The following is a 20688-nucleotide window of genomic DNA, read 5'->3' as shown; positions in this document are numbered from 1 at the left end:
AATGGGAGGACGATTCCTGGAATTTCTGCGACAGCTGCTGCAAGGCGGGCTCTGGTACGTTCTGGCCCTGTTCAATGGGTATGTGATCTGCCGGCTGTCCGTGCCCTTCCTCTCTATGCGGAAAAGATGGTGGTGGCGGGTCATTCTGCTGCTTCTTTTTACCGGCAGCAGCGGCATGGTGATCTGGGTGGGGGACCCCAACCTGCTCTACACCCTGCCGGTCTTTCTGGCGGTGTTCTTCCTGTGCACCCGGGGCGACCGGGTGGGCAGGCTCGCCATGAGCCTGATCGTGTTTTGCCTGGTGATGTCGGTGTGCGCTCTGCTGGACACCTACCTGGGGGATCTGGACGACTATGACGTCGTGACCCGGCTGGCCCGGCCGGTGGTGTTCGGGGGACTGTACCTTCTGCTGCGGCGCCGTCTGCCGGCAGAGCCGGTGACATTGTCGCCCCGGCTGTGGCGGCTGACCCTGGGTCTTGCCGCCATGCCCTTCTGCGCTCTGGCGGCGGTGGTGCTGCTGACGTACACGAAATACGACTCCCCTGCGGCATACGTGCAGGCCATGAACCTGGGACTGGTGGTGCTGCCCTTTGTACTGCTGACCTCCGTCATGCTGCTGCGGGCGGTGCTGGTGCTTTCGGACCATGAGAAACTGGAACAGGCCAGCCAGCTGGCCTCGGTGCGGGAGGTCTACTATCAGGGCCTGCGGCAGCAGGAGCGCCAGGTGCGGACGCTGCGCCACGACCTGCGGAACCACCTGACCGTAGTCCGGGGACGGCTGGAGCAGGGGGACACAGCAGGGGCGCTTTCCTACCTGGAAGAGCTCGCCGGCTCCCCGGCCCTGAGCGGCGCCCGGAGGATCTGTGAAAACGACACCGCCAACGCCGTCCTGACCGCCAAGGCGGAGGCCATGCGGCAGGTGGGCCTCACCCCGGACTTCTCCGTGACCCTGCCGGAGCAGTTGCCCCTCTCCGACCTGGACTTGACGGCCCTGCTGGGCAACGCTCTGGATAACGCCATGGAGGCGGCGGTCCGGGCGGAGGACAAGACCGTCTCGGTCCGGTGCCGGGTCCAGAAGGGCCTTTTTATGCTGCGGGTGGAAAACGCTCTGGGGGAGGCAGTGGCGCCGGACCTCGCTACCACCAAGGCGGACAAAACCGCCCACGGCCTGGGTCTGCCCGGTATGCGGGAGATCACCGGCCGCTATGGCGGAACTCTGGAGGCCGGTGTGAAAGCCGGACGGTTCGAACTGGTGGCCTGCATACCGGTCTAGGCGGAAAGCGCGGGGGATGAATGCGTTGGAGAATTCCTCCATGGCAGCGCGAATGCGCGTTGTGCGAATGACCGGATGAAACGGCTCGGGAACGACTTTGAAAATGGTTGGCCAGGGAGCTTTTGCCGGATAGACAACAGGATTTGCAGTGCGCCGGGCGGAAAAGAGGGACTGTCCGGCGCACTGTATTTGCCTCAAGTTTCTCTCTTGATCTTGACAGCGGTATGCGGCTTGACAAATGCGGTCTATTTGTGATAGACTTTCTTCAAAAGATAGGTCTATTATCAATAGACCTAAAAGGGAGATCGGTATGGAGGAAATAAAACTGGGGATGATTGAAAGCCGCTTTGCGGAATTGATCTGGAGCCACGAGCCTCTGACTTCCGGAGAACTGGTGAAGTTGTGCCGGGAGGAGTTGGCGTGGAAAAAGTCCACCACCTACACGGTGCTGAAAAAACTCTGCGACCGGGGGCTGTTCCGCAATGATGGCGGCACCGTCACAGCTGCTGTTTCCCGGGAGGAATTCCACGCCATGCAGTCGGAGCGGTTCGTGGAGGAGACCTTCGATGGGTCCCTGCCGGCGTTTCTCGCCGCATTCACTAGCCGGAAGAAGCTGTCCGAGGAGGAGATTTGCCAGCTGCAAAGGCTGATCGACCAGAACCGGGAGGGATGAGTGATGGGAGATTTCCTTGCTTATGAGCTGCTGCCCATCATTTTGAACATGACGCTGACCGCCAGCATCGTGATCGTTCTGGTCCTTTTGGCCCGGCTGGCCCTGCGGCGGGCGCCTCGGGCCTGTTCTTACGCGCTGTGGCTGGTGGTGCTGTTCCGGCTGCTGTGTCCAGTGTCTTTGACGGCGGGCATCTCCCTGATGGGACTGCTGGATACGCCGGTGACGGAGGTGACAGCCCACACCAGTGCGGCGGCTTATGTACCCCGGGACGTGGTCCATAATCCAGAGCCATCGGTGACACTGCCGGTGCCCGGAGTGGGCGAGTCTATCACGGAGGCTCTGCCTCGGGGGGAGGAGCAGATGGTGGCCGATCCCCTGGAGGCTCCCATGGCCATTGCCACCATCCTTTGGATGACAGGTACGGCTGCCATGGTGATTTACGGCGTGGCGTCCCTGCTCCGCCTGCGCCGGCGGCTGGTGGGGGCGGTGCCTCTGGAAAAGGGGGTCTATCTGGCGGACCACATTGAAACGCCTTTCGTGCTGGGATTGTTTCGGCCGAAAATCTATCTGCCTTCCGCCTTGCCGGAGGGGGAGCGGGGGTACATCCTGCTCCATGAGCGCCACCACATCCGGCGGCTGGACCATGTGGTGAAGCTGCTGGCGTTTTTGGCTCTTTGCCTTCACTGGTTCAACCCGTTGGTGTGGCTCATGTTCGTGCTGCTGGGCCGGGATATGGAGATGAGCTGCGACGAGGCGGTGATGAAGAAGCTGGGCGAGGCCGTCCGGGCAGACTACTCCGCATCCCTCCTGCGCTTGGCCACCGGGCGGAAGATCATCGCCGGAGCGCCCCTGGCCTTCGGCGAGGGGGACACCCGGGACCGGGTAAAGAATGTTTTGCGGTGGAAGGAGCCCAAACTCTGGCTGGTGATCCTTTCCGTGGCGGTGGTGGTTGTTCTGGCGGTGGTGTGCGGCACCAATGCCGACAGCAGGAGTACGGTCAACACAAAAGCGGTGGGAAACGGTGTGGAAGTGACGATGACGCTGAAAGCGCCGGTTCGCTCTTATGCGGTTTACCAGGAGATCTACCAGGACGGGCGGCTGATTTCAGGTGAGCCGATACTGCTTGAGGGATTTCAGGAGGATGACTGGGATGAGATGCCCCACAGGAGCACCTTTACCCTGCGGGCCCAGTCGTCGGTCCTCCCCTCCGGAGGATTTTCCGGAGAGGTGACCACCTGGTGTGAGGAAAACGGAGCAACGAAAGAGCGGACGGACCAGCTGCCCCGGACTCGGTATACCGGGATGGGCAGTGTGGTAGGCTCCGGCACCCTGCAAGTGGCCCAGTCCCAAGCAACCTATTCATTGGACGCAGGGGACAGTGTGGTGCTGTACAGCGTGCTGTTCTCTCAGAAGACGGATGGAGCAATCTGTGTTTACCACGACGGCTGGAGTTTGGCAAAGGTCAATGATACGGTGATCCAGTACCGGCTGGCGATCTCTTCCGAGACTGCGGAGATCTATCAGGATTTGCCGCTGGACCTGGCTCAGATGCTGTATGACCTGCGGGTGGAGACTTTGCGTGATCCGGAGGACTATGGTGCTCAGGCGGCGCTCCGCACGCTGCTGGATGCCATGGGGGCATCTGCCTGCGGGGACTACGAACTGCAGTATTACGACCTGGCAGAGGAACCGCAGTTTTTGACGGCCATGCATACCGGCGCGTACTGGCCTGGCGGTACAAATACTTTCCCGCCCTATGCAAAGACAGGAATTGTGATCTGGTATGACGCGGTGACGGACGAGGATGCTTTCCGGACGATGCAGAACGCCGTTCCGGATCTGATGCTGGCTTTGGTTCCGGAGTTGTCAGAGGTCAACATCGGATGCGCCGGGTCTGATGGGACCGCCGGCTATGCGGGCTCCAGCGTTGAAAACGACGCCTATCTCCAGTCTCTGGGGTATGAGAGCTTTGCGGAGACCGGGAACTCCGCATCCGGTATTCGTGCCCTCATGGAGCTGTTGGAATGGCCTGAAAGCGATTCGGACAGCCCTGCCGGGGAGTCCGGAAAGCCCCGGCTGACCCTGGAGGATGTGCGAACCCTGTCGGAGAAGGGCGAGAGTCTGTCCTGGGAGGATTTTGAACTATATGATTCCAGAGAGGTTGGATCCGGCCTTTACATACGGGTTTATCCTATTGATGAAACATTCTCTGTCTGGATCGGGAGCTTTACTCCGGGCGAGAAACCTTTGTATATACTTCTGGGTACGGAAAACGACCAGATCGACCTCCGGCGGGAGGACCCGCTTGCCTTTATCCGAAGTTATCAAGCCGTCCGGAGCGGCGCCGGGCAATGAGTGGACTGTCTGACTTAGAGGCTGCTTATCAAATCTGTATGCGGCTTATGAATTGAAAGTTTACAGCGCACCGGGGAGGGCTATGGCCCTCCCCGGTGCGCTGATCTGTGTTCCGGGCTGTCCGTTATTTGGGGGTCAGGCTGTCGGCGGCGCCTGTATCTGCAACTCGCGGAGCAGGCGGAATGACTGTCGGGAGATATCCTGTGTGCGGCATGGCTGGGAGCTGCCACATGGGAGAATGAGAACGTGCGAAGCCGTTATCTGCTGCTGGAATAGCGCCTGTGGAGCTGCTCCTTCAAATAACGGATAAAGTGCTTTTCCTGAGGTCGAAGGGCCAATGTTTGAGAATAAAGGAGGCCCACGGACATGGGGGCGCCGTCTGCGATAGGGCGGCAGACACAGTTCAGCCGCTGCGCATCCTTTTCCGGAATGCTGATGCCGATGGAAATATAGTTTCCCTTGCACACGGCGTCAAAGATGGTCCCCCGGTCACAGATATACAGCAGATCTGTGTTTCTGTGGAGGCCGAGGATTTCCAGTGTATCGTCGTGGTCAATATGGGCATCGGCAATAAAAGGGTATTTTGCCAGATCATCAATATAGATATTCTCCGCCGTTGCCAACGGGTGATTTTTTGACATGAAGGCGGTTACCGGGATAGAGTGCTGAAGGATCGTCAGTTCCAGATTGTATTGATCTGCCAGATCCATATATTTGGGGATGATCTGCTCAAACATGACCAAAATGCCCAGGCGGCAGTTGCGCGCCACGATGTTCTTCAGATTTTCCCGCAGACCTGCCTCCAGAAATTTATCATGTGTGCTGTTGTGGTTGGGATAGCGCTGCTTGTAATCAAAAAAGCATTGAAGGACAAACGCGGAGCGGGCACAGACGATGGAAAGACTGTCGTCTTCCGCCATGGCTTCCGGGATATTTTGAATATTGTTTCGTTCTGTGACGATTTTTTCCGCATGGCTCATGAAAACCAGCCCCTCCGGCGTAGGGACAATTCCGCTGGCTGTTCGGTGAAACAGTGAATAGCCGATTTCGTTCTCCACATGTTTGATGATGGAGCTGAGATGAGATTGGGAGATATAGCAATTTCGGGCCGCTTTGTTGACAGATCCGCATTTAAATGCTTCCAAAATATAAGTCAGGTGTTCGGTGTTCATCTGTATCTCGCTCCTTTGCGCAGGGTATCTCAAATTGCGATTGCTTACCAGAGTTTCGTATAATCTGTTTGGACGGCCCCTATGCTATAATGAAACCCGGGAAAAGACAAAAAGGGCTCGCCTTTTGCGCACTTCGACTATCTTCATTATTATAGTTGTCCCCAATATTGATTTCAAGCCTGGGAAAATGCTTTTCCGGCGGAGCTGGAGAGAAGAAGGGAAGATACAGATATGGCGGAAAAAAAGCGCGAAAAGACAGTGAACATACTGGACCAGTTGTTCTGGACCGTTCAGCCGCCGATGGGACTGGTAAAAGGCGACTATTACCGGGCGGAAAACTGGTTCGCCCCTCATTTCCCCGGGGACAAGGGATACCACGGTATTCTGGAGGTGGTCCGGGAGGATGGGCGGATCCGCATGGTGGAGTTCAACGAGATCAATAACCCCACCTATTACATCAAGCGCTATCAGGGCGTATCCAAGCGGCTGTCGGATTACGGTTTCCTTCAGGCCACCAAGGAGCGAACCGCCAAATCGGGCGTTGTGCTGGTCAATGGTCTGACCCACCTGGAGGCGCAGATGGTGGCGGAAAACCGGCTGACCGGCGAGTTCGATCTGCTTACCGGCGCTTCCAACAGTATCAAGCGGTCTATGCTTCCTCTGGCGCAGGAGATCGCAGAACGGTTGGAAACTCCCTCCGGTCAGCGGTATTACGGCTATGCGGAACAGGTGGAGCCGGGCGTTACCGGCCGGCTTCAGGTCGTGCTGGAGAGCGGGAAGATCGTTTCTCTGTCGTATGATGAGATTTTCGCGGACCGTCAGGAGGACATCCCGGATCCGGAGCTCAAGCCCTATTACCGGCAGTCCAAATATCATTCTCCGGATTATATCTCCACCATCGGCGCCGGGTTTAACAGTATTTTCGACCTGCTGGTACAGCAGGTGGTGCGTACGCAGTCCCTGACGGATCTGACGGGGCTTCCTTTTACAGAGGAACCCAAGCGAGCCAAGGAATGGGACAACTACCTGACTCTGGCACGGAAGGTGGAAGCCGCGCTGAGATCTGACGGTGTGTGCGGCTGACGGTGTGTGGGAATGTGACCGCCGGAGCGGCGGTTTCATAAATACAACGATCGTATAGGAGGAACACGATGAAAATGAAGAAGAGAATTTTCGCATTATTCACCGCAATGGTCCTACTCTGTGGAGCGCTGACAGGCTGCGGCCCGACCGGTTCCAGCACGACCACTCCGAGTGGCTCCGGGGATGCCGATGGCGCTGAAGCCGGTCAAAAGGATACTCTGATTGTTGCTGTCCCTGAGTCGCCTACCTATATGGATCCGATGGTACAGGCGTCCATCGCCACGTTCCGCGTGACGACGCAGATGTTCGACCGGCTGGTCATGCTGGATTACGACATGAATCTGGTGCCTGGTCTGGCTGAGAGCTGGGACGTGGTGGATGAGACCACGACGGTGTTCCATCTGCGCAAGGGCGTCAAATTCCACAACGGCGAGGAGATGACCTCCGAGGATGTCAAATACAGCCTGGAGCGCTGCATGGCAAACCCGGGTGTGAACTACAACTACCTGATCATTGAGAGCATTACCTGCGACGATGATTATACTGTCACCATCAAGACCTCTGAGCCCTTCAACGCTCTGCTGCCCCGCCTGACGCTGGATGCGGCGTCCATCATCTGCAAGAGCGCGGATACCAGCCCCGAGGAGTTCAACAAGAATCCCGTGGGTGCCGGTCCCTACAAGTTTGTCTCCTGGGAGCTTGGCGGCGATGTGGTGCTGGAGGCGTTTGAGGATTACTGGGGCGGCGCTCCGGCTATCAAGCGCATCATCTTCCGCACCATCCCCGAGGCTCTGAACCGCACCATTGGTCTGGAGACCGGCGAGGTGGACCTGGCCTATGATCTGGGTATTACCGATCTGGAGAGCCTGGAGGGCAGCGAGACTGTCACTACCATGACCTCTCCCAGCACCACTGTGTGGTATGTGGGCGTGAATGTGCAGAAGGCGCCCTTCGATAACCAGAAGGTCCGTCAGGCCATCGCCTATGCCCTCAATCCCCAGGATTACATCGACCTGGTGTTCAGCGGCGAGGCTACCCTGGCCAACTACACCATGATGCCTCCCAGCGTGGACGGCTATATTTCCGACTGCTCTTCGTATTCCTACAATGTGGAAAAGGCCAAGGAGCTGCTGGCCGAGGCTGGCTATCCCGACGGCTTCTCCACCACCCTCTGGTGCTCTGACAGCCAGGTGATGCGGGACTCCGCTGTGGTCATCCAGGAGCAGCTGCGCCAGGTGGGCATCGAGGCTGAGGTCAAGACCATGGAGAACGGCCAGTACTATGCGGATACCGGTGAGGGTGCCCACGACATGTACATCATGTCCAAGACCTCCATCGATCCCGACTCCATGCTGCGCGCCATGTATCACACCGAGGCCTTCGGCCCCTCCGGCAACCGCTCCTTCTGGGCCACGCCTGAGGTGGATGCCATGATCGACGAGGCCAGTACTACCACTGACACCGAGCACGCCATGGAGCTGTACGCGGAGATCCAGCGGATCGTGGCGGACGCCGCTCCCCTGGTTCCTCTGGCTGTTGAGCATCTGAATGCCGGCATGCAGTCCAACGTGAAGGGCTTCGGCCTCTATCCGGGCAAGTCTCACTACATCAACGGCACTTATTTTGAATAAGCGCTTCCGGATATCCGGAACAGCGGGCGGCGGCAGCAGCCGCCGCCCGCTTGTGCAAACTGTGTCACAGAGAAAAGGAGAGTGACAGATGTACCGTTTTATTCTCAAACGGCTGATCATGCTGATCCCTGTGCTGCTGGGCGTCAGTTTCATCGTCTATACGATCATGAGTTTTACGCCCGGCGACCCGGTACAGATGATGCTGGGTGATAACTATTCCGAGGAGGCTTACGCCGCTCTGGAAGAGGAGCTGGGCCTGGATGATCCGTTTTTGGTCCAGTACGGCCGCTATGTGATCAACGCGGTCCAGCTGGATTTTGGAACCTCCTATGATACGGGCAACCCCGTGGCGGCAGAGATCGCCGCCCGGCTGCCGAACACCATTCTGCTCTCTGCCTGCGCCATGCTGTTCGCCATCCTGATCGGCATTCCGCTGGGCGTCATATCTGCCACCCATCAGTATTCGGCAGTGGACAACATCTCCATGGTGGGCGCCTTGTTCGGCGTGTCCATGCCCAACTTCTGGCTGGGATTGATGCTGATCGTGATCTTCGCGGCGGGACTGGGGTGGTTCCCGTCCTCGAACTTTGAGACCTGGGGCGCCCTGGTGCTGCCGGCCATCACCCTCAGTGCGAACTCTCTGGCCATGATCACCCGTATGACGCGCTCGTCCATGCTGGAGACCATCCGGCAGGACTACATCCGTACCGCCCGGGCAAAGGGCCTGAAGGAGAGCGTCATCACCATCCGCCACGCCCTGCGCAACGCCATGATCCCCATTGTTACCACTGTGGGTCTGCAATTCGGCTTTTCTCTGGGCGGTGCTGTGCTGGTGGAGACGGTGTTCTCCTGGCCCGGCATCGGCCGGCTGCTGGTGGATTGTATCAAGCTGAAGGACACCCCTGTGGTGGTGGCCTGTGTGCTGGTGCTGGCCACCATGTTCACCATCATCAACCTGTGCATCGATATTCTGTACGCATTCCTGGATCCCCGTATTCGGGCCCAGTACAAAACGGTAAAGGGGTGAGCGGATGGCTGCGGAAATCAAGAAAAACAAGAAGAAATCCCAGGCGGCCGCGATCTGGCGCCGCTTGAAAAAGAACAAAATGGCCGTGGTGGGACTGGTTATTCTGGCCGTCATTATCCTCCTGGCTATTTTTGCCGACCTGCTGTTTGACTATGAGACCCTGGTGGTCAAGCAGAGCGCGGCGCTGAAGCTCAAGCCCCCCTCTGCCGAGCACTGGCTGGGCACTGACGAGGTGGGCCGGGACATTCTGGCCCGCATCGTCCACGGTGCCCGGATCTCCCTGCCGGTGGCCTTTGTCACCATCGCCATCGCCACCGTGGTGGGCGGCCTGCTGGGCGCTATCGCCGGCTATGGCAGCCGTCGGGTAGATAACGTCATCATGCGCATCATGGACGTCTTTCTGGCGATCCCCAGCATTCTGCTGTCCATCGCCCTGGTGGCGGCCATGGGCACCAGTGTCACCAACATGATGCTGGCCATCAGTATCTCCAATATTCCGCCCTTCGCGCGGATCGTGCGCTCCGCGGTGCTGACCATCAAGAACGAGGAGTACATCGAGGCCGCCCGGGCCATCGGCGCCAGCGACAAGCGCATCATCCTCAAGCACATCCTGCCCAACTGCATGGCCCCCATCATCGTTCAGGCCACGCTGTCCATTGCCGGCTCCATCCTGGCCATTGCCAGCCTGAGCTTCATCGGTTTGGGCATCAGCCCGCCCACGCCGGAGTGGGGCTCCATGCTCAGCACCGGACGGCAGTATTTCCGGGCCGCCTGGTGGGTGTGCGCATTCCCCGGCATCGCCATTATGCTGACCATCCTCTCCTTGAACCTGCTGGGAGACGGTCTGCGGGATGCGCTGGACCCCAAGCTGAAGAACTGAGAAGGGAGGACGCCTTATGGAAGAGAAAACTCGTATGGAAACCCCTCTGCCGGAGAAGGAGCCCGCCCCTCAGACCCAGGAGACGGATGCGCTGCTGGACATCCGCGGTCTGCGGGTGGAATATCACACGGATGAAGATGTGGTCTACGCGGTCAACGGCCTGGACCTGACCATCGCCAAGGGCGAGAGCCTGGGCCTGGTGGGAGAGACCGGCGCCGGCAAGACCACCACGGCCCTTTCGGTCCTGCGTCTGATCGCAGATCCCCCCGGGAAGATCGTGGACGGCGAGATCTGGTTTGAGGGCGAGGATATGCTCCAGGCAAAGCCCGCCCGCCTGCGGGAGATCCGCGGCAGCAAGATCTCCGTGATCTTCCAGGACCCCATGACCAGCCTGAACCCGGTCTACTCCGTGGGCGACCAGATCGCGGAGGTCATCCACCAGCACGAAAAGTGCAGCAAGGAGGAAGGGCGCAGAAAGGCCGGCGATATGCTGGAGATGGTGGGTATTCCCCGCGCCCGCTATGACGAATACCCGCACCAGTTCTCCGGCGGCATGAAGCAGCGGGTGGTCATTGCCATGAGCATCGCCTGTACGCCGGAGCTGATCCTGGCAGATGAGCCCACCACCGCTCTGGACGTTACCATCCAGGCCCAGGTGCTGGAGCTGATGAGCGATCTGAAGGAAAAACTCCGGACCTCGCTGCTGCTGATTACCCACGACCTGGGCGTTGTGGCCCAGGTGTGCGACCGGGTAGCCATCATGTACGCCGGCGAGATCGTGGAGAGCGGCACCATTGCGGAGGTATTTGACTATCCGTATCATCCCTACACCATCGGCCTGTTCGGATCGATTCCGTCTCTGGACAGCACTGCGGAGAAGCTCAAGCCCATTCAGGGCCAGATGCCCGATCCCACGGAGCTGCCGGAGGGCTGTGCCTTCGCCCCCCGGTGTCCCTATGCAACGGACGCCTGCCGTGCCCAAAAGCCGGAAATGACCTCGGTTGGCGGGACCCATCTGGTCCGCTGCCTGGCCCATCAGGGTGTTTTCCAGTCTCCGGAATTGATGGAGGAGGTGCGACATGGAAGATAAGAGCGTGATCCTGGAAGTCCGGGATTTGAAGAAGTACTTCAAGAGTCCCACCGGCACCCTCCATGCGGTGGACGGCGTGAATTTTTCCATCCGAAGGGGAGAGACCCTGGGTCTTGTGGGCGAGTCCGGCTGCGGAAAGTCCACCATCGGCCGGCTGATCCTGGGACTGCATCAGGCCACCAGCGGAGAGATCCTCTTCAACGGCCAGGATATCTGCAAGATGAACAAGCAGAAGCTGCATGACCTGCGGCGGGATCTTCAGATCATTTTCCAGGATCCCTTTTCCTCGCTGAACCCGCGGATGTCTATTGGCGAGATCATCGGGGAGCCCCTGCGGATCCACGGAAAGGTCCGCAGCCGCACGGAGCTGGACGCCGAGGTGGCGCGGCTGATGGACGTGGTGGGCCTGTCGGCGCGCCTGTTCAACGCCTATCCCCATGAGCTGGACGGCGGCCGCCGCCAGCGGGTGGGCATCGCCCGGGCCCTGTCCCTCAAACCCCAGTTCATCGTCTGCGACGAGCCGGTTTCTTCTCTGGACGTGTCCATCCAGGCGCAGGTGCTGAACCTGCTGAAGGACCTGCAGGCGGAATTTGATCTGACGTATCTCTTCATCACCCATGACCTCTCCGTGGTCAAGTTCTTTTCTGACAAGATCGCGGTGATGTATCTGGGCCAGCTGGTGGAGACGGCGGAGTCTGCGGAGCTGTTCCGCAATCCGCTCCATCCCTATTCCCAGGCGCTGCTGTCGGCCATTCCTGTGCCCAGCAGCCGTCAGAAGATGCAGCGGGTAAAGCTCATCGGCGAGCTGCAAAGCCCCATCAACCCGGAGCCCGGCTGCCGCTTTGCCAAGCGGTGCCTGTACGCTCAGGAGGGATGTACCGGCCGGGATCTGGCTCTGAGAGATTTCGGCAGCGGACATTTCTGCGCCTGCTGCCGGGCGGGGGCGCTTCCGGCTGCTGAAAGTGAGCCTGCGCAATGATCCTGCCGAGGAAGGCAGAAAATAAATCTTATAAGGAGGACGATTCAAATGATCGACAAGACGAGATGGCTGGGCCTGGGCCCCTGGCATGAGGATAATGAGAGCGAGCTGATCGACTGGACCGTGCAGCCCCAGTACAAGGGCATGGTCAAGGGCGATTATTACCACGCCGAGCTGTATTACAGCGGCCGCTGGGGCGCCAAGGGCCATAAGGGCGAGCTGGAGGTGGTCAAGGACGATGCCGGCAAGATCGCCTATGCAGAGTTCAACGAGACGACCATGGACAACTACTATGTCCGTCATTTCCAGGGCCTGAACAAGCGCTATACCGAGTTCCAGTTCTTCCAGGATTTCCATGACAAGCGCCGCAGCGTGAACTATGGCCGTGTCTTGGCCAACGGCTTCAAGTATGTGGAGGATCAGATCCTGGAAAAGCAGGACCTGGACGCCGACTATGATCTGCTGACCGGTGCCTCCTTCTCCATGAAGAACATGATCGGCTTGAAGGATGTCATCTCTGCGCAGATGAAGGATCCCAACCACAAAAAGCAGCGCTACTACGGCTACAATGAGAACTTTGGCTATGGCCTGACAGGCTGGCTGGAAGTTGTTGTGGAGGACGGCAAGATCGTCAAGTGCTTCTACGATGAGATTTTTGCTGACCACACTTCCGAGATCGTTTATGACGATCTGAAGCAGTTCTACCGCCAGTCCAAATATTACTCCTCCACCTATGAGGATCCGTTCCCCTCCGGCTGGGACCGGCACGCATGGCTGGTCTGCTTCAAAGATCTGTCTGACCAGCTGAACGCGAAGGTCTGCCAGACCCAGGATATGTTCGACATCTCCGGCCTGCCCTGCGTGGAGGGCCCGGACATGGGCGTCGTCTGGGACAAGCCCCACAAGGATGACGTGGCGCTGATCTCCAACAGCGACGCGACCGCCCGCTCCGTCACCCGGCCCCGCTCTCCCGTTTGGAACAACTATCTGCGTCTGGCCAAAGTCGTCCATGACGAAATGGTCAAGGACGGCATCCTGAAGTAAGGAGGAACGAACAATGGATAACGCAGGAAAGAAGCCTGTCTGGTCTGTACAGCCCCCCAAGGGGATGCTGAAGGGCGACTACTATCGCATCGAGGAGAGATTCCCGCCCTATTATCCCGGCGTAGAGGGAGAATTCCCCGCCGATCCGGGCCATCTGGGTATCGTGGAAGCGGTGAAGGCCGACGGCAAGCTGATCTTCGTGGAGCTCAACGAGATCACGGCGCCCTCCTATTACAATCACCTCTACCGGGATATCTCCAAGCGCCGTTCCAGCTACAGCTTCTGGCAGTACACCAAGCCCCGCATGCAGAAGGCCGGCTCCGTGCTGACCATGGGCATGCAGTACGTAGAGCAGCAGATGATGGAAAAGCAGAGCCTCAGCGGCGACTTTGACCTGGTGGCCAGCGCCTCCGGCAGTGTGAAGAAGCTGCTGACCTTTGCGGCGAAGCTGGACGCCCAGCTGGACAAGCCCTCCGGCAAGAAGCTGTACAGCTACTCCGAGGACTACGGCTACGGCCTCACCGGCTGGCTGAAGGTGGTGGTAGAGGATGGCAAGATCATCTCCTGCCGCTTTGACGAGATCTTTGCTGACAATGAGGAGGACATCGTTCATCCGGAGCTGAAGAAGTATTACCGCCAGTCCAAATACGACTGCCCCACCTATGAGGATCCGTTCCCCTCCGGCTGGGACCGTCATGCCTTCCTGGTGGGCTTCCGCACGCAGATGGACAACCTGAACCAGAAGGTCTGCGCCACGCAGAATATGCTGGATCTGACCGGCCTGCCCCATGCGGCCGGCAAGGACATGGGCATGATCTGGGACGATCCCAACCCGGATCGGGAGCATCTGGACATGGATCCCAAGAACCGTCCCATGTATCCTGCCTTCATGAATTACCTGCGCATGGCCAAGGTGGTGCTGGAGGAAATGCGCAAGGACGGCGTTGTGAAGTAAACCGAAGCGGAAAGGGAACACGCTATGGAACATATGCGGGCATTCTTGGCGTATGATACGCTCTGCCGGATCACGGCTGAACTCCCCGATGGAAGCGAGGGCCTGCTGGATCAGTGCGAGGAAGAAGCACACCAGCTGGAACGCACACTCAGTATGTTCGATCCGGAGTCTGAACTGTCCCGCCTGTGCCGTGATATCCGCCCGGGAGAGGCGACGCCGGTTTCCGAGACGCTGCTGCGCTTTCTGGAGCAGAATCTGGAGATCTGCCGTTTGACAGACGGCGCCTTTGATCTGACGGTGGGACCGCTGATCAAGCTGTGGGATTTTCTGGCGGAGCCGCCGCAGGTGCCTACCCCGGAGCAGATCCGGGAGACGCTGGCCCGGGTGGGCTATCAGCACATCCATCTGCACCCCGGGAGCAGCACGGTGTCGTTTGACATCCCGGATGTAGGACTGGATCCCGGTGCTGCGGGCAAGGGATTTGCCCTGGGGCTGACTGTGGACCGTCTCCGCAGGGGCGGCGTACGCCAGGCGGTGCTGGACTATGGTGGGAACCTGTTTGTGATGGGGGCGCGCAGAGGAGAAAACGGAGCGCTCCGGCCATGGAAAGTGGCGATCCGGGACCCGGATGATCCGGGCACGGTGTTTGGATCCGTGGAGCTGATGGATACGGGAATCGCCACATCCTCCTGGTATGAGCACAGCTTTCAAAAGGATGGGGTCATATATCACCATCTTCTGAACCCAAAGACGGGGTATCCCATTCCTCTGACCTTGAAGAGCGTTTCCATCGTGTCCTCCAGACCGGTGTATACGGATCTGCTCTCCACTGCATTTTTTGCCCTTGGCGAGGACCGGGGAAGAGAGCTGGTGGAACAGCTCCGGCGCGATAGCGGGGAAGTCATCGAATATGTTGCCGTGCGGAAAGACGGAAGTGTCGGTGCTTCTGCCGGGGCTTCGTTTGTTTCAATGAAATGAGTTTGGATCGCCCATATTCTGCTGAAAAGCGGAATATGGGCGATCCTTCTGTCGGCGCCGGTGTATGGTGCGGATGATGATTGAAGGGGGGCAGCGTGTGGGTGCCAAAGCTCCCGACTCCTGGTGGAGAGGGGAATGGCTGCGAAGGAATGGGGACGCGGAGCCATTCAAAGGGACGCCCTGGCTGTGGGTCTGCTGCGGCGGCGCCGGTTCCGCCTGCCGCGCACGCCGTGTACCGCTCCGGGCAGCAATTCTTCTCTTGACGGGGCTGGGCGCTCCATGACAGGGGAGCGGTTTGCCGCAGTGGGAGAAGCCTTTCAGACACACGAAGGCCTCCGGCTTTATGCCGGAGGCCTCCGTGTACATTCTTATTGGTACAGCTTGGGGACGCGGAAACTCTGCACGCCGTTGGCCTCGTCCGTGACCGTCCCTGCCGGGAAGATGATCACCGGGTTGCCCTCGTCATCCACCTCAAATTCGGTGTTCTCGTCGATGGTAACATAGTCGCTGAGCGGTGCGTTGTCCTCAATGGGGAAGTACCGGACCTCAGGGTCCTTGTCCATGCGGTTGCCCATCTGCATGGTGATGGTCTCTGTCAGATAATCGACATAGTCCTCGCCCAGGAGCGATTCCAGGGTTGGCTCTGTCTGTTCCTCCGCCGCGGGTGCGGCAGCTTCCTCTCCGGCTGCCGCCTCTGCGGTGCAGGCGGAAAGAAGCAGCATGGAACATAAAAGCGTCAGCAGCACAAGCATCTGATAGCCGTTTTTCTTCATGGTCGATTCCTCCATTTCTGTTTGTACGGATCTCCGTTCCGGAGACGCTTCCTTCTTGGTATCTTTACTTTACAAGACCCAGGCCGCAAAGTGGCCGCGTTTTTGCATCATTTCGCCATCACCAGTTCTCCGACAGCGGGGCGTCGGAGCTGGAAGCGCGGTCTTCCCTGAAAAGCTTTCCGGAAAAACCCAGCGGTTCTACACAGATACGTCCATACAGGCTTTCTGTGCGGGCGGCGTATATCAGCCCCCCGGTGCCGTCGATCTCCCATAGCGCAGGGCCGCGCTGCTGCGCCTCGAGCTCCAGACCCTTCAAAAAGCGAAGCCCCAGCTCCTCGGATGAGGGGAGTGCTTTCTTTGCTGAGCGCAGATTGCAGTCGAACCACACCGGAAGACCGGTCTCTTCATCCACCACGATCCAGAAGCTGTCCTGATGGGCAGAGGAGCCCTGCAAATACAGCATACTGACAGATTGATATTCGTCGGAGCGCACATAGACTGCCCGGCTTCCGCCCTGGAAGGTCAGTGCCTCCAGGTCGTAGCCTGCCGGTAAAACACCCCAGTCCGCAAGTGTCTCCACGCTTTGAAAAAATATCTCTTCTGCCTGCTCCGCCGCCTGTGCTCCTGGTGACGGAAGGGGTTGGGAGGTGGAAAACACCTCCAGGTCCGGGTATTGAACGGCCCGCCACAGCAGTTTCAGCTTTTCCGGCAGGGGGATCTCCCGGACAGTCAGATCCTCCTCCGACAGGGATTCTACGTGGACAGCCGCCAGTTCTCCCCGGTCCCGCAGAATGGAGAGCTGCCGCGGCAGCAGTACCGCTGCCAGCACGACCAGACCGGTCAGGACCGGCAGACCCCATGCTTTGAACGATCTCAACCGCCGTCCCCTCCCTTCAGATCAACGCTGACCCGGGTACCTTTACCCGGAGTGCTCTCGAAGGTCAGCGTGCCGCCGTGGAGCGCCACGATCCGCTGGCATACGGTCAGACCCAGCCCGGCGCCGCCCTGGGCGCGGGATCTGGATTTGTCCACCATGTAAAAGGGCTCGGTGATCCGGCCCAGGTCCTCCGGGGAGATCCCTCTTCCGTTGTCTGACACTTGAATACGGTAGCCGCCGGCTGTGGGAGCGCCCTCCAGAAGGATGCGGCCCTCTGCGCCCACGGCCTTGCGGGCGTTGTCCAGCAGATTCAGGCACACGGACTCCATCAGATCCGGCTCCAGCTCCGCTGTGCCGGGGACAGCCCGGATCTCCAGGCGGATGCCCGCCTGCTCCAGCGTCGGCCGCAGGACTGCGCCCACCCGCTCCAAAAAGGGCGCCAGCTCAGTGGGGCGGGGAGAGAAGCTGCCCTTTTCCAGAACGAACAGGTCCAGCAGCCTGCGGGACAGGCTCTCCAGCCGACGCCCCTCCCGGAAGATATGACCGGCGCTCTCCCGTACCAGCTGAGGCTGGGCGGGACGGGAGAGCAGGAGCTCTGCATAGCCGATGATGGACGTCAGGGGCGTCTTGGTCTCGTGGGCGAAGGCGTGGAGGAAGTCCTCCTGCCGACGGGCAGTGTCTGTCAGCTCGCCCACGTGCCGCTCCAGCTGCTCCGCCATAAGGTTGAAATCCCGGGAGAGCTGGCCCAACTCGTCGTCACTGCTGACAGCTACCCGCCGGGACAGCTCCCCGGCGGCCATCTGCCGCGCTGCCTCGGACAGCCGCCCCAAGGGGCGGGTGATCCAGGCGCTGACAGCCAGAGCGGCCAGCGCCGAGGCCAGGATCAGCCCCAGCAGCAGGTAGGAAAATGCGTTGTACTGGGCCTGCCTGGCGGAGAAGAGATCGCCCGCGTCCCGCCAGGTCTCCAGATAGAGCGTTCCGTCCTCCGCCTCCAGGGGACTTGCTGTGTGCAGGTAAAACCGGCTCCCGGCCCGCAGAACCTCCCATCCCAGCTGCGTCTGCGACAGGGAGGAGGTCAGTGCCGATGTGGCGGGCGGGGCGATGCCGGAGAGCGTCTGCCCATCTTCTCTGCTGAGGCGGAAGGAGATGCCGCCGCGGCTGAGGGAGGCGGCGGAGTCCTTGGCCAGTCGGGCTACGTCCGCGAGACTGAAGCTGCGGGAAAACTGCATCTCCCGCAGCAGCATACGCCGGAGGATGGTGTGCTCCGTCACTGCTATTTCCGCCTGAGCGTCCAGCCCGGAGCGGAACTGGCCGTCGATCAGCAAAAAGCCGCTGATGGAGCAGGCCAGGGCCGTCATGGCCACCATGCTGCAAAACAGCTTCCAGAAAAGCCGCAAGACTTCACCCCTCCAATCGGTAGCCTACCTTGTACACCGCCGTCAGCCGCTCTTCCAGGCCCAGCTTCTTCCGCATCCGCTGGACGTGGAGGTCCACGGTGCGGCTGTCCCCCAGATATTCCTCGTTCCACACCCGCTCAAAGATCCGGTCCCGGCACAGGGCGACATTCCTGTTCTGAACGAACAACACCAAAAGGTCAAATTCCTTGGCTGTCAGGGCCACAGGCTGACCGGCCCTGCGGACGATCCGGGCGGCGGGGTCGATCTCAATATCCGGCTCCAGATGCAGAAGCTGCGAGGCCTTGCCGCAGCGGCGCAGCACCGTCTCTACCCGGGCCAGCAGCTCCGGCAGGGCGAAGGGCTTGGGCAGGTAGTCCTCGGCGCCGCGGCGCAGTCCCCGGACCCGGTCCTCCACCTCACCCCGGGCAGTGAGAAAGATCACGGGCACCTCCAGTGTCTTGCAGTAGTCCAGCAACTCGTATCCGTCCGCTCCGGGCAGCATGATGTCCAGCAGTGCCAGATCAAAGGATTCCTGTTCCAGAAGGTCCGCCGCCCGGATCCCGTCCGGCGCCCAGACGCAGCGGTAGCCTGCGTCGGTGAGCACGGTTCGGACCAGATCGGCAATGGGCGCCTCATCCTCGGCTATCAGGATCTTGTTCATCGGCGCACCTCCTTTTTTGATAAGATAGCTTCCTCTCCCATCATTTTTGCATCATGCCCGACGGAGGGCGGCGGACACGCACAGGAAAAAGGCACCCGCCAGAGGCGGGCGCCTTTCCCGCCCTTACGGGGAATGCGTCAGTAGTTGATGCCTACGATGGCGAGGCTGCCCTCGGCCACGCCGAAGACGATGTTGGGGCGGCCGCTGGCGGAGAGAACGAAGCCAGCCTGGCTGGGCTCCAGAGAGGAAATATCCGCTGTGCTGACCTCGGTGAGCAGGTCCTCTGTAAAGACCTGGCTGGGATCAAGAGCGAGGAAATCCTCCCGGGTTTCCACAAACTGCGCATCCTCCGGGAAGCCCACGTAGTTGGGGAACATCATGAGATCCGCCAGCCCCTCCATATCCTTGTCCGCAACGACTGCCTGGATCTTCTGGGCAAAGGCCTCTGCGGCGGCCTGGTCCACGGAGAAATTGTCGGTGTATGTCTGCTCATCGGTTTCCGGCGTCTCTTCAGGCGCAGCCGGTTCGTCGCCCTCCGCCTCTCCGGTTGGAGCCTGGGCGGGCTGCTCGGCCTGTTCGCTCTGCTCGGTGGAGTTCTCCGGAAGCGTTTCGGCGTTCTGGCCGCTTTGGCCGCAGCCGGCCAGCAGCAGGCACAATGCCGCCGTCAGCAGAAATATTTTGCTCAGATGTTTACGCATGGTATATGGTCCTTTCCTTGTTTGGATAGCCGGATTTCCGGCCTTTGTCTTATAGACGAACGGGCGGACAAAAAAGTTTTTCTCCGAAAAGGAAGGCTGCTCACCATGTTCGCGGGAACTTGGGAAGATGATGGGAGTTTGATGCAAAAGAGCGGGGATTTTGCGGGAAAGGACCGGTAGAGTGAAAGGCGAAATTTCATGCTGAAAGGTGTGTCCGCCATGTCCCGGCCCCCAAAAAACGTCCCGTTATCCCGTCCCGCCCCTATCCCGAAGCGGGAATACCATGTGGCCCGACGGACCGGCTCCTCCTGCCGCCGGCGCTGGTACAGAAAATTCCTGCTGCTCCTGCTGGGGCTGGCGCTGTTTTGCGCGGGGTTCGTACTGGGCTCTGCCCGGGCTGCGGAGGAGGAGAACGCAGCCCGGAATATACATATGGAGGAGCCGGCCATCGGGACCACAGACGATCTGCTGCAGTCCAGTTCCGAGGAACAGCAGCCCTCAGGCGGCTGCCTGCCGGAAGGGGAGACGTGGGAGCTGCGGCTGGTGAATGCCGCCCATGTGCTGCCGGAGGATTTTCAGGTGCCGGAGCTGACAGAGCTGTATGGCGGTCACGCCGTGGACAGCCGGGTGTACCCTGCCTTGCAGCGGATGATGGACGACTGCCGGGCGGAGGGGCTGGAGCCGATGATCTGCTCGTCCTACCGCACTCGGGACAAACAGGAGGAGCTGTTCCAAAACAAGATGGACAGTCTTTTGACGCAGGGGTATTCCCGGGAGGATGCCGGGGACGAGGCGGCCCGCTGGGTGGCCCGGCCTGGCACCAGCGAGCATGAGACCGGCCTGGCAGTGGACATTGTGGATACGGGGTATCAGCTGCTGGGCCAACGGCAGGAGACCACGCCCGTCCAGCAGTGGCTGATGGACAACTGCGCCGCCTATGGGTTCATCCTCCGGTATCCCACGGATAAAAGCGATCTCACCGGCATCGGCTATGAGCCCTGGCATTACCGCTATGTGGGAGAGGAGGCCGCCCGGACGATCATGGAACAGGGCCTCTGTCTGGAGGAATACCTGGATCGCTGGGCGGGGGAGATGCGCTGATGCCTTTTAGATGGTGCCGGCCGCTTGGGACGGCATGAGAT

The 20688-nt window shown here is 59.9% G+C and carries 19 protein-coding genes; 13 read left to right on the top strand and 6 right to left on the bottom strand.

Annotated elements, in window-relative coordinates:
* Position 1 precedes the first annotated feature (1 nt).
* From ACVDHE_RS00555 to ACVDHE_RS00545, 3 genes are all read left to right on the top strand, one after another.
* A complete protein-coding gene (locus ACVDHE_RS00555; protein WP_458885237.1) occupies positions 2-1273 on the top strand; it encodes a sensor histidine kinase in 1272 nt (423 codons plus the stop codon).
* A 310-nt stretch (positions 1274-1583) separates the two neighbouring features.
* Positions 1584-1946 (top strand): BlaI/MecI/CopY family transcriptional regulator, encoded by a 363-nt coding sequence (locus tag ACVDHE_RS00550; protein WP_458885236.1) that lies wholly within the window; start codon positions 1584-1586, stop codon positions 1944-1946.
* 3 nt (positions 1947-1949) lie between these two features.
* Positions 1950-4301: a M56 family metallopeptidase gene (locus ACVDHE_RS00545; RefSeq protein WP_458885235.1), complete on the top strand. Its 2352-nt coding sequence runs from the start codon at positions 1950-1952 to the stop codon at positions 4299-4301.
* A gap of 257 nt (positions 4302-4558) precedes the next feature.
* Here the strand turns inward: ACVDHE_RS00545 and ACVDHE_RS00540 are convergent, their stop codons facing one another.
* Positions 4559-5473: a LysR family transcriptional regulator gene (locus tag ACVDHE_RS00540; RefSeq protein WP_458885234.1), complete on the bottom strand. Its 915-nt coding sequence runs from the start codon at positions 5471-5473 to the stop codon at positions 4559-4561.
* Between the two features lie 300 nt (positions 5474-5773).
* Between ACVDHE_RS00540 and ACVDHE_RS00535 the strand changes: the two genes are divergently transcribed.
* The 9 genes from ACVDHE_RS00535 to ACVDHE_RS00495 all read left to right on the top strand — a co-directional run bounded on the left by ACVDHE_RS00535 (position 5774) and on the right by ACVDHE_RS00495 (position 15140).
* Complete coding sequence (locus ACVDHE_RS00535; protein ID WP_458885233.1) at positions 5774-6556, top strand: FMN-binding protein; 783 nt, start codon at positions 5774-5776, stop codon at positions 6554-6556.
* Positions 6557-6807: 251 nt separating this feature from the next.
* Entirely contained in the window at positions 6808-8187 is a 1380-nt protein-coding gene (locus ACVDHE_RS00530; protein WP_458885232.1) for an ABC transporter substrate-binding protein, read from the top strand.
* An 88-nt stretch (positions 8188-8275) separates the two neighbouring features.
* A complete protein-coding gene (gene nikB, locus ACVDHE_RS00525) occupies positions 8276-9214 on the top strand; it encodes a nickel ABC transporter permease (RefSeq protein ID WP_213038952.1) in 939 nt (312 codons plus the stop codon).
* 4 nt (positions 9215-9218) lie between these two features.
* Complete coding sequence (locus ACVDHE_RS00520) at positions 9219-10094, top strand: ABC transporter permease (RefSeq protein WP_213038951.1); 876 nt, start codon at positions 9219-9221, stop codon at positions 10092-10094.
* Between the two features lie 34 nt (positions 10095-10128).
* Entirely contained in the window at positions 10129-11184 is a 1056-nt protein-coding gene (locus ACVDHE_RS00515; protein ID WP_213039802.1) for an ABC transporter ATP-binding protein, read from the top strand.
* Positions 11174-12163, top strand: coding sequence for an ABC transporter ATP-binding protein (locus tag ACVDHE_RS00510; RefSeq protein ID WP_458885231.1), 990 nt, complete (start codon positions 11174-11176; stop codon positions 12161-12163). Before ACVDHE_RS00515 ends, ACVDHE_RS00510 begins: the two co-directional genes overlap by 11 nt.
* A gap of 48 nt (positions 12164-12211) precedes the next feature.
* Positions 12212-13207 (top strand): hypothetical protein, encoded by a 996-nt coding sequence (locus tag ACVDHE_RS00505; protein ID WP_418726193.1) that lies wholly within the window; start codon positions 12212-12214, stop codon positions 13205-13207.
* Between the two features lie 13 nt (positions 13208-13220).
* Positions 13221-14162, top strand: coding sequence for an FMN-binding protein (locus tag ACVDHE_RS00500; protein ID WP_418726192.1), 942 nt, complete (start codon positions 13221-13223; stop codon positions 14160-14162).
* Positions 14163-14207: 45 nt separating this feature from the next.
* A complete protein-coding gene (locus tag ACVDHE_RS00495; protein ID WP_458885230.1) occupies positions 14208-15140 on the top strand; it encodes an FAD:protein FMN transferase in 933 nt (310 codons plus the stop codon).
* A gap of 368 nt (positions 15141-15508) precedes the next feature.
* Here ACVDHE_RS00495 and ACVDHE_RS00490 read toward each other — a convergent pair whose 3' ends face one another.
* The 5 genes from ACVDHE_RS00490 to ACVDHE_RS00470 form a co-directional block, all read right to left on the bottom strand.
* Positions 15509-15928, bottom strand: a complete 420-nt coding sequence (locus ACVDHE_RS00490) for a DUF3298 domain-containing protein (protein ID WP_458885229.1) — start codon at positions 15926-15928, stop codon at positions 15509-15511.
* Positions 15929-16031: 103 nt separating this feature from the next.
* Positions 16032-16790 (bottom strand): hypothetical protein, encoded by a 759-nt coding sequence (locus ACVDHE_RS00485; RefSeq protein WP_458885228.1) that lies wholly within the window; start codon positions 16788-16790, stop codon positions 16032-16034.
* The gene (locus ACVDHE_RS00480; protein ID WP_458885227.1) at positions 16787-18187 is read right to left on the bottom strand and encodes a sensor histidine kinase; all 1401 of its coding nucleotides are present in this window, start codon (positions 18185-18187) and stop codon (positions 16787-16789) included. The genes ACVDHE_RS00485 and ACVDHE_RS00480 overlap by 4 nt, the downstream gene beginning before the upstream one ends.
* Before the next feature lie 4 nt (positions 18188-18191).
* Complete coding sequence (locus tag ACVDHE_RS00475; RefSeq protein WP_325284804.1) at positions 18192-18848, bottom strand: response regulator transcription factor; 657 nt, start codon at positions 18846-18848, stop codon at positions 18192-18194.
* A gap of 137 nt (positions 18849-18985) precedes the next feature.
* Positions 18986-19546, bottom strand: a complete 561-nt coding sequence (locus tag ACVDHE_RS00470; protein ID WP_458885226.1) for a hypothetical protein — start codon at positions 19544-19546, stop codon at positions 18986-18988.
* A 285-nt stretch (positions 19547-19831) separates the two neighbouring features.
* Between ACVDHE_RS00470 and ACVDHE_RS00465 the strand changes: the two genes are divergently transcribed.
* Positions 19832-20647, top strand: coding sequence for a M15 family metallopeptidase (locus tag ACVDHE_RS00465; protein WP_458885225.1), 816 nt, complete (start codon positions 19832-19834; stop codon positions 20645-20647).
* The last annotated feature ends 41 nt before the right edge of the window (positions 20648-20688 follow it).

The organism is Dysosmobacter sp. Phy, assembly GCF_054476235.1.
This window is presented reverse-complemented; position numbering and strand designations above follow the sequence as displayed.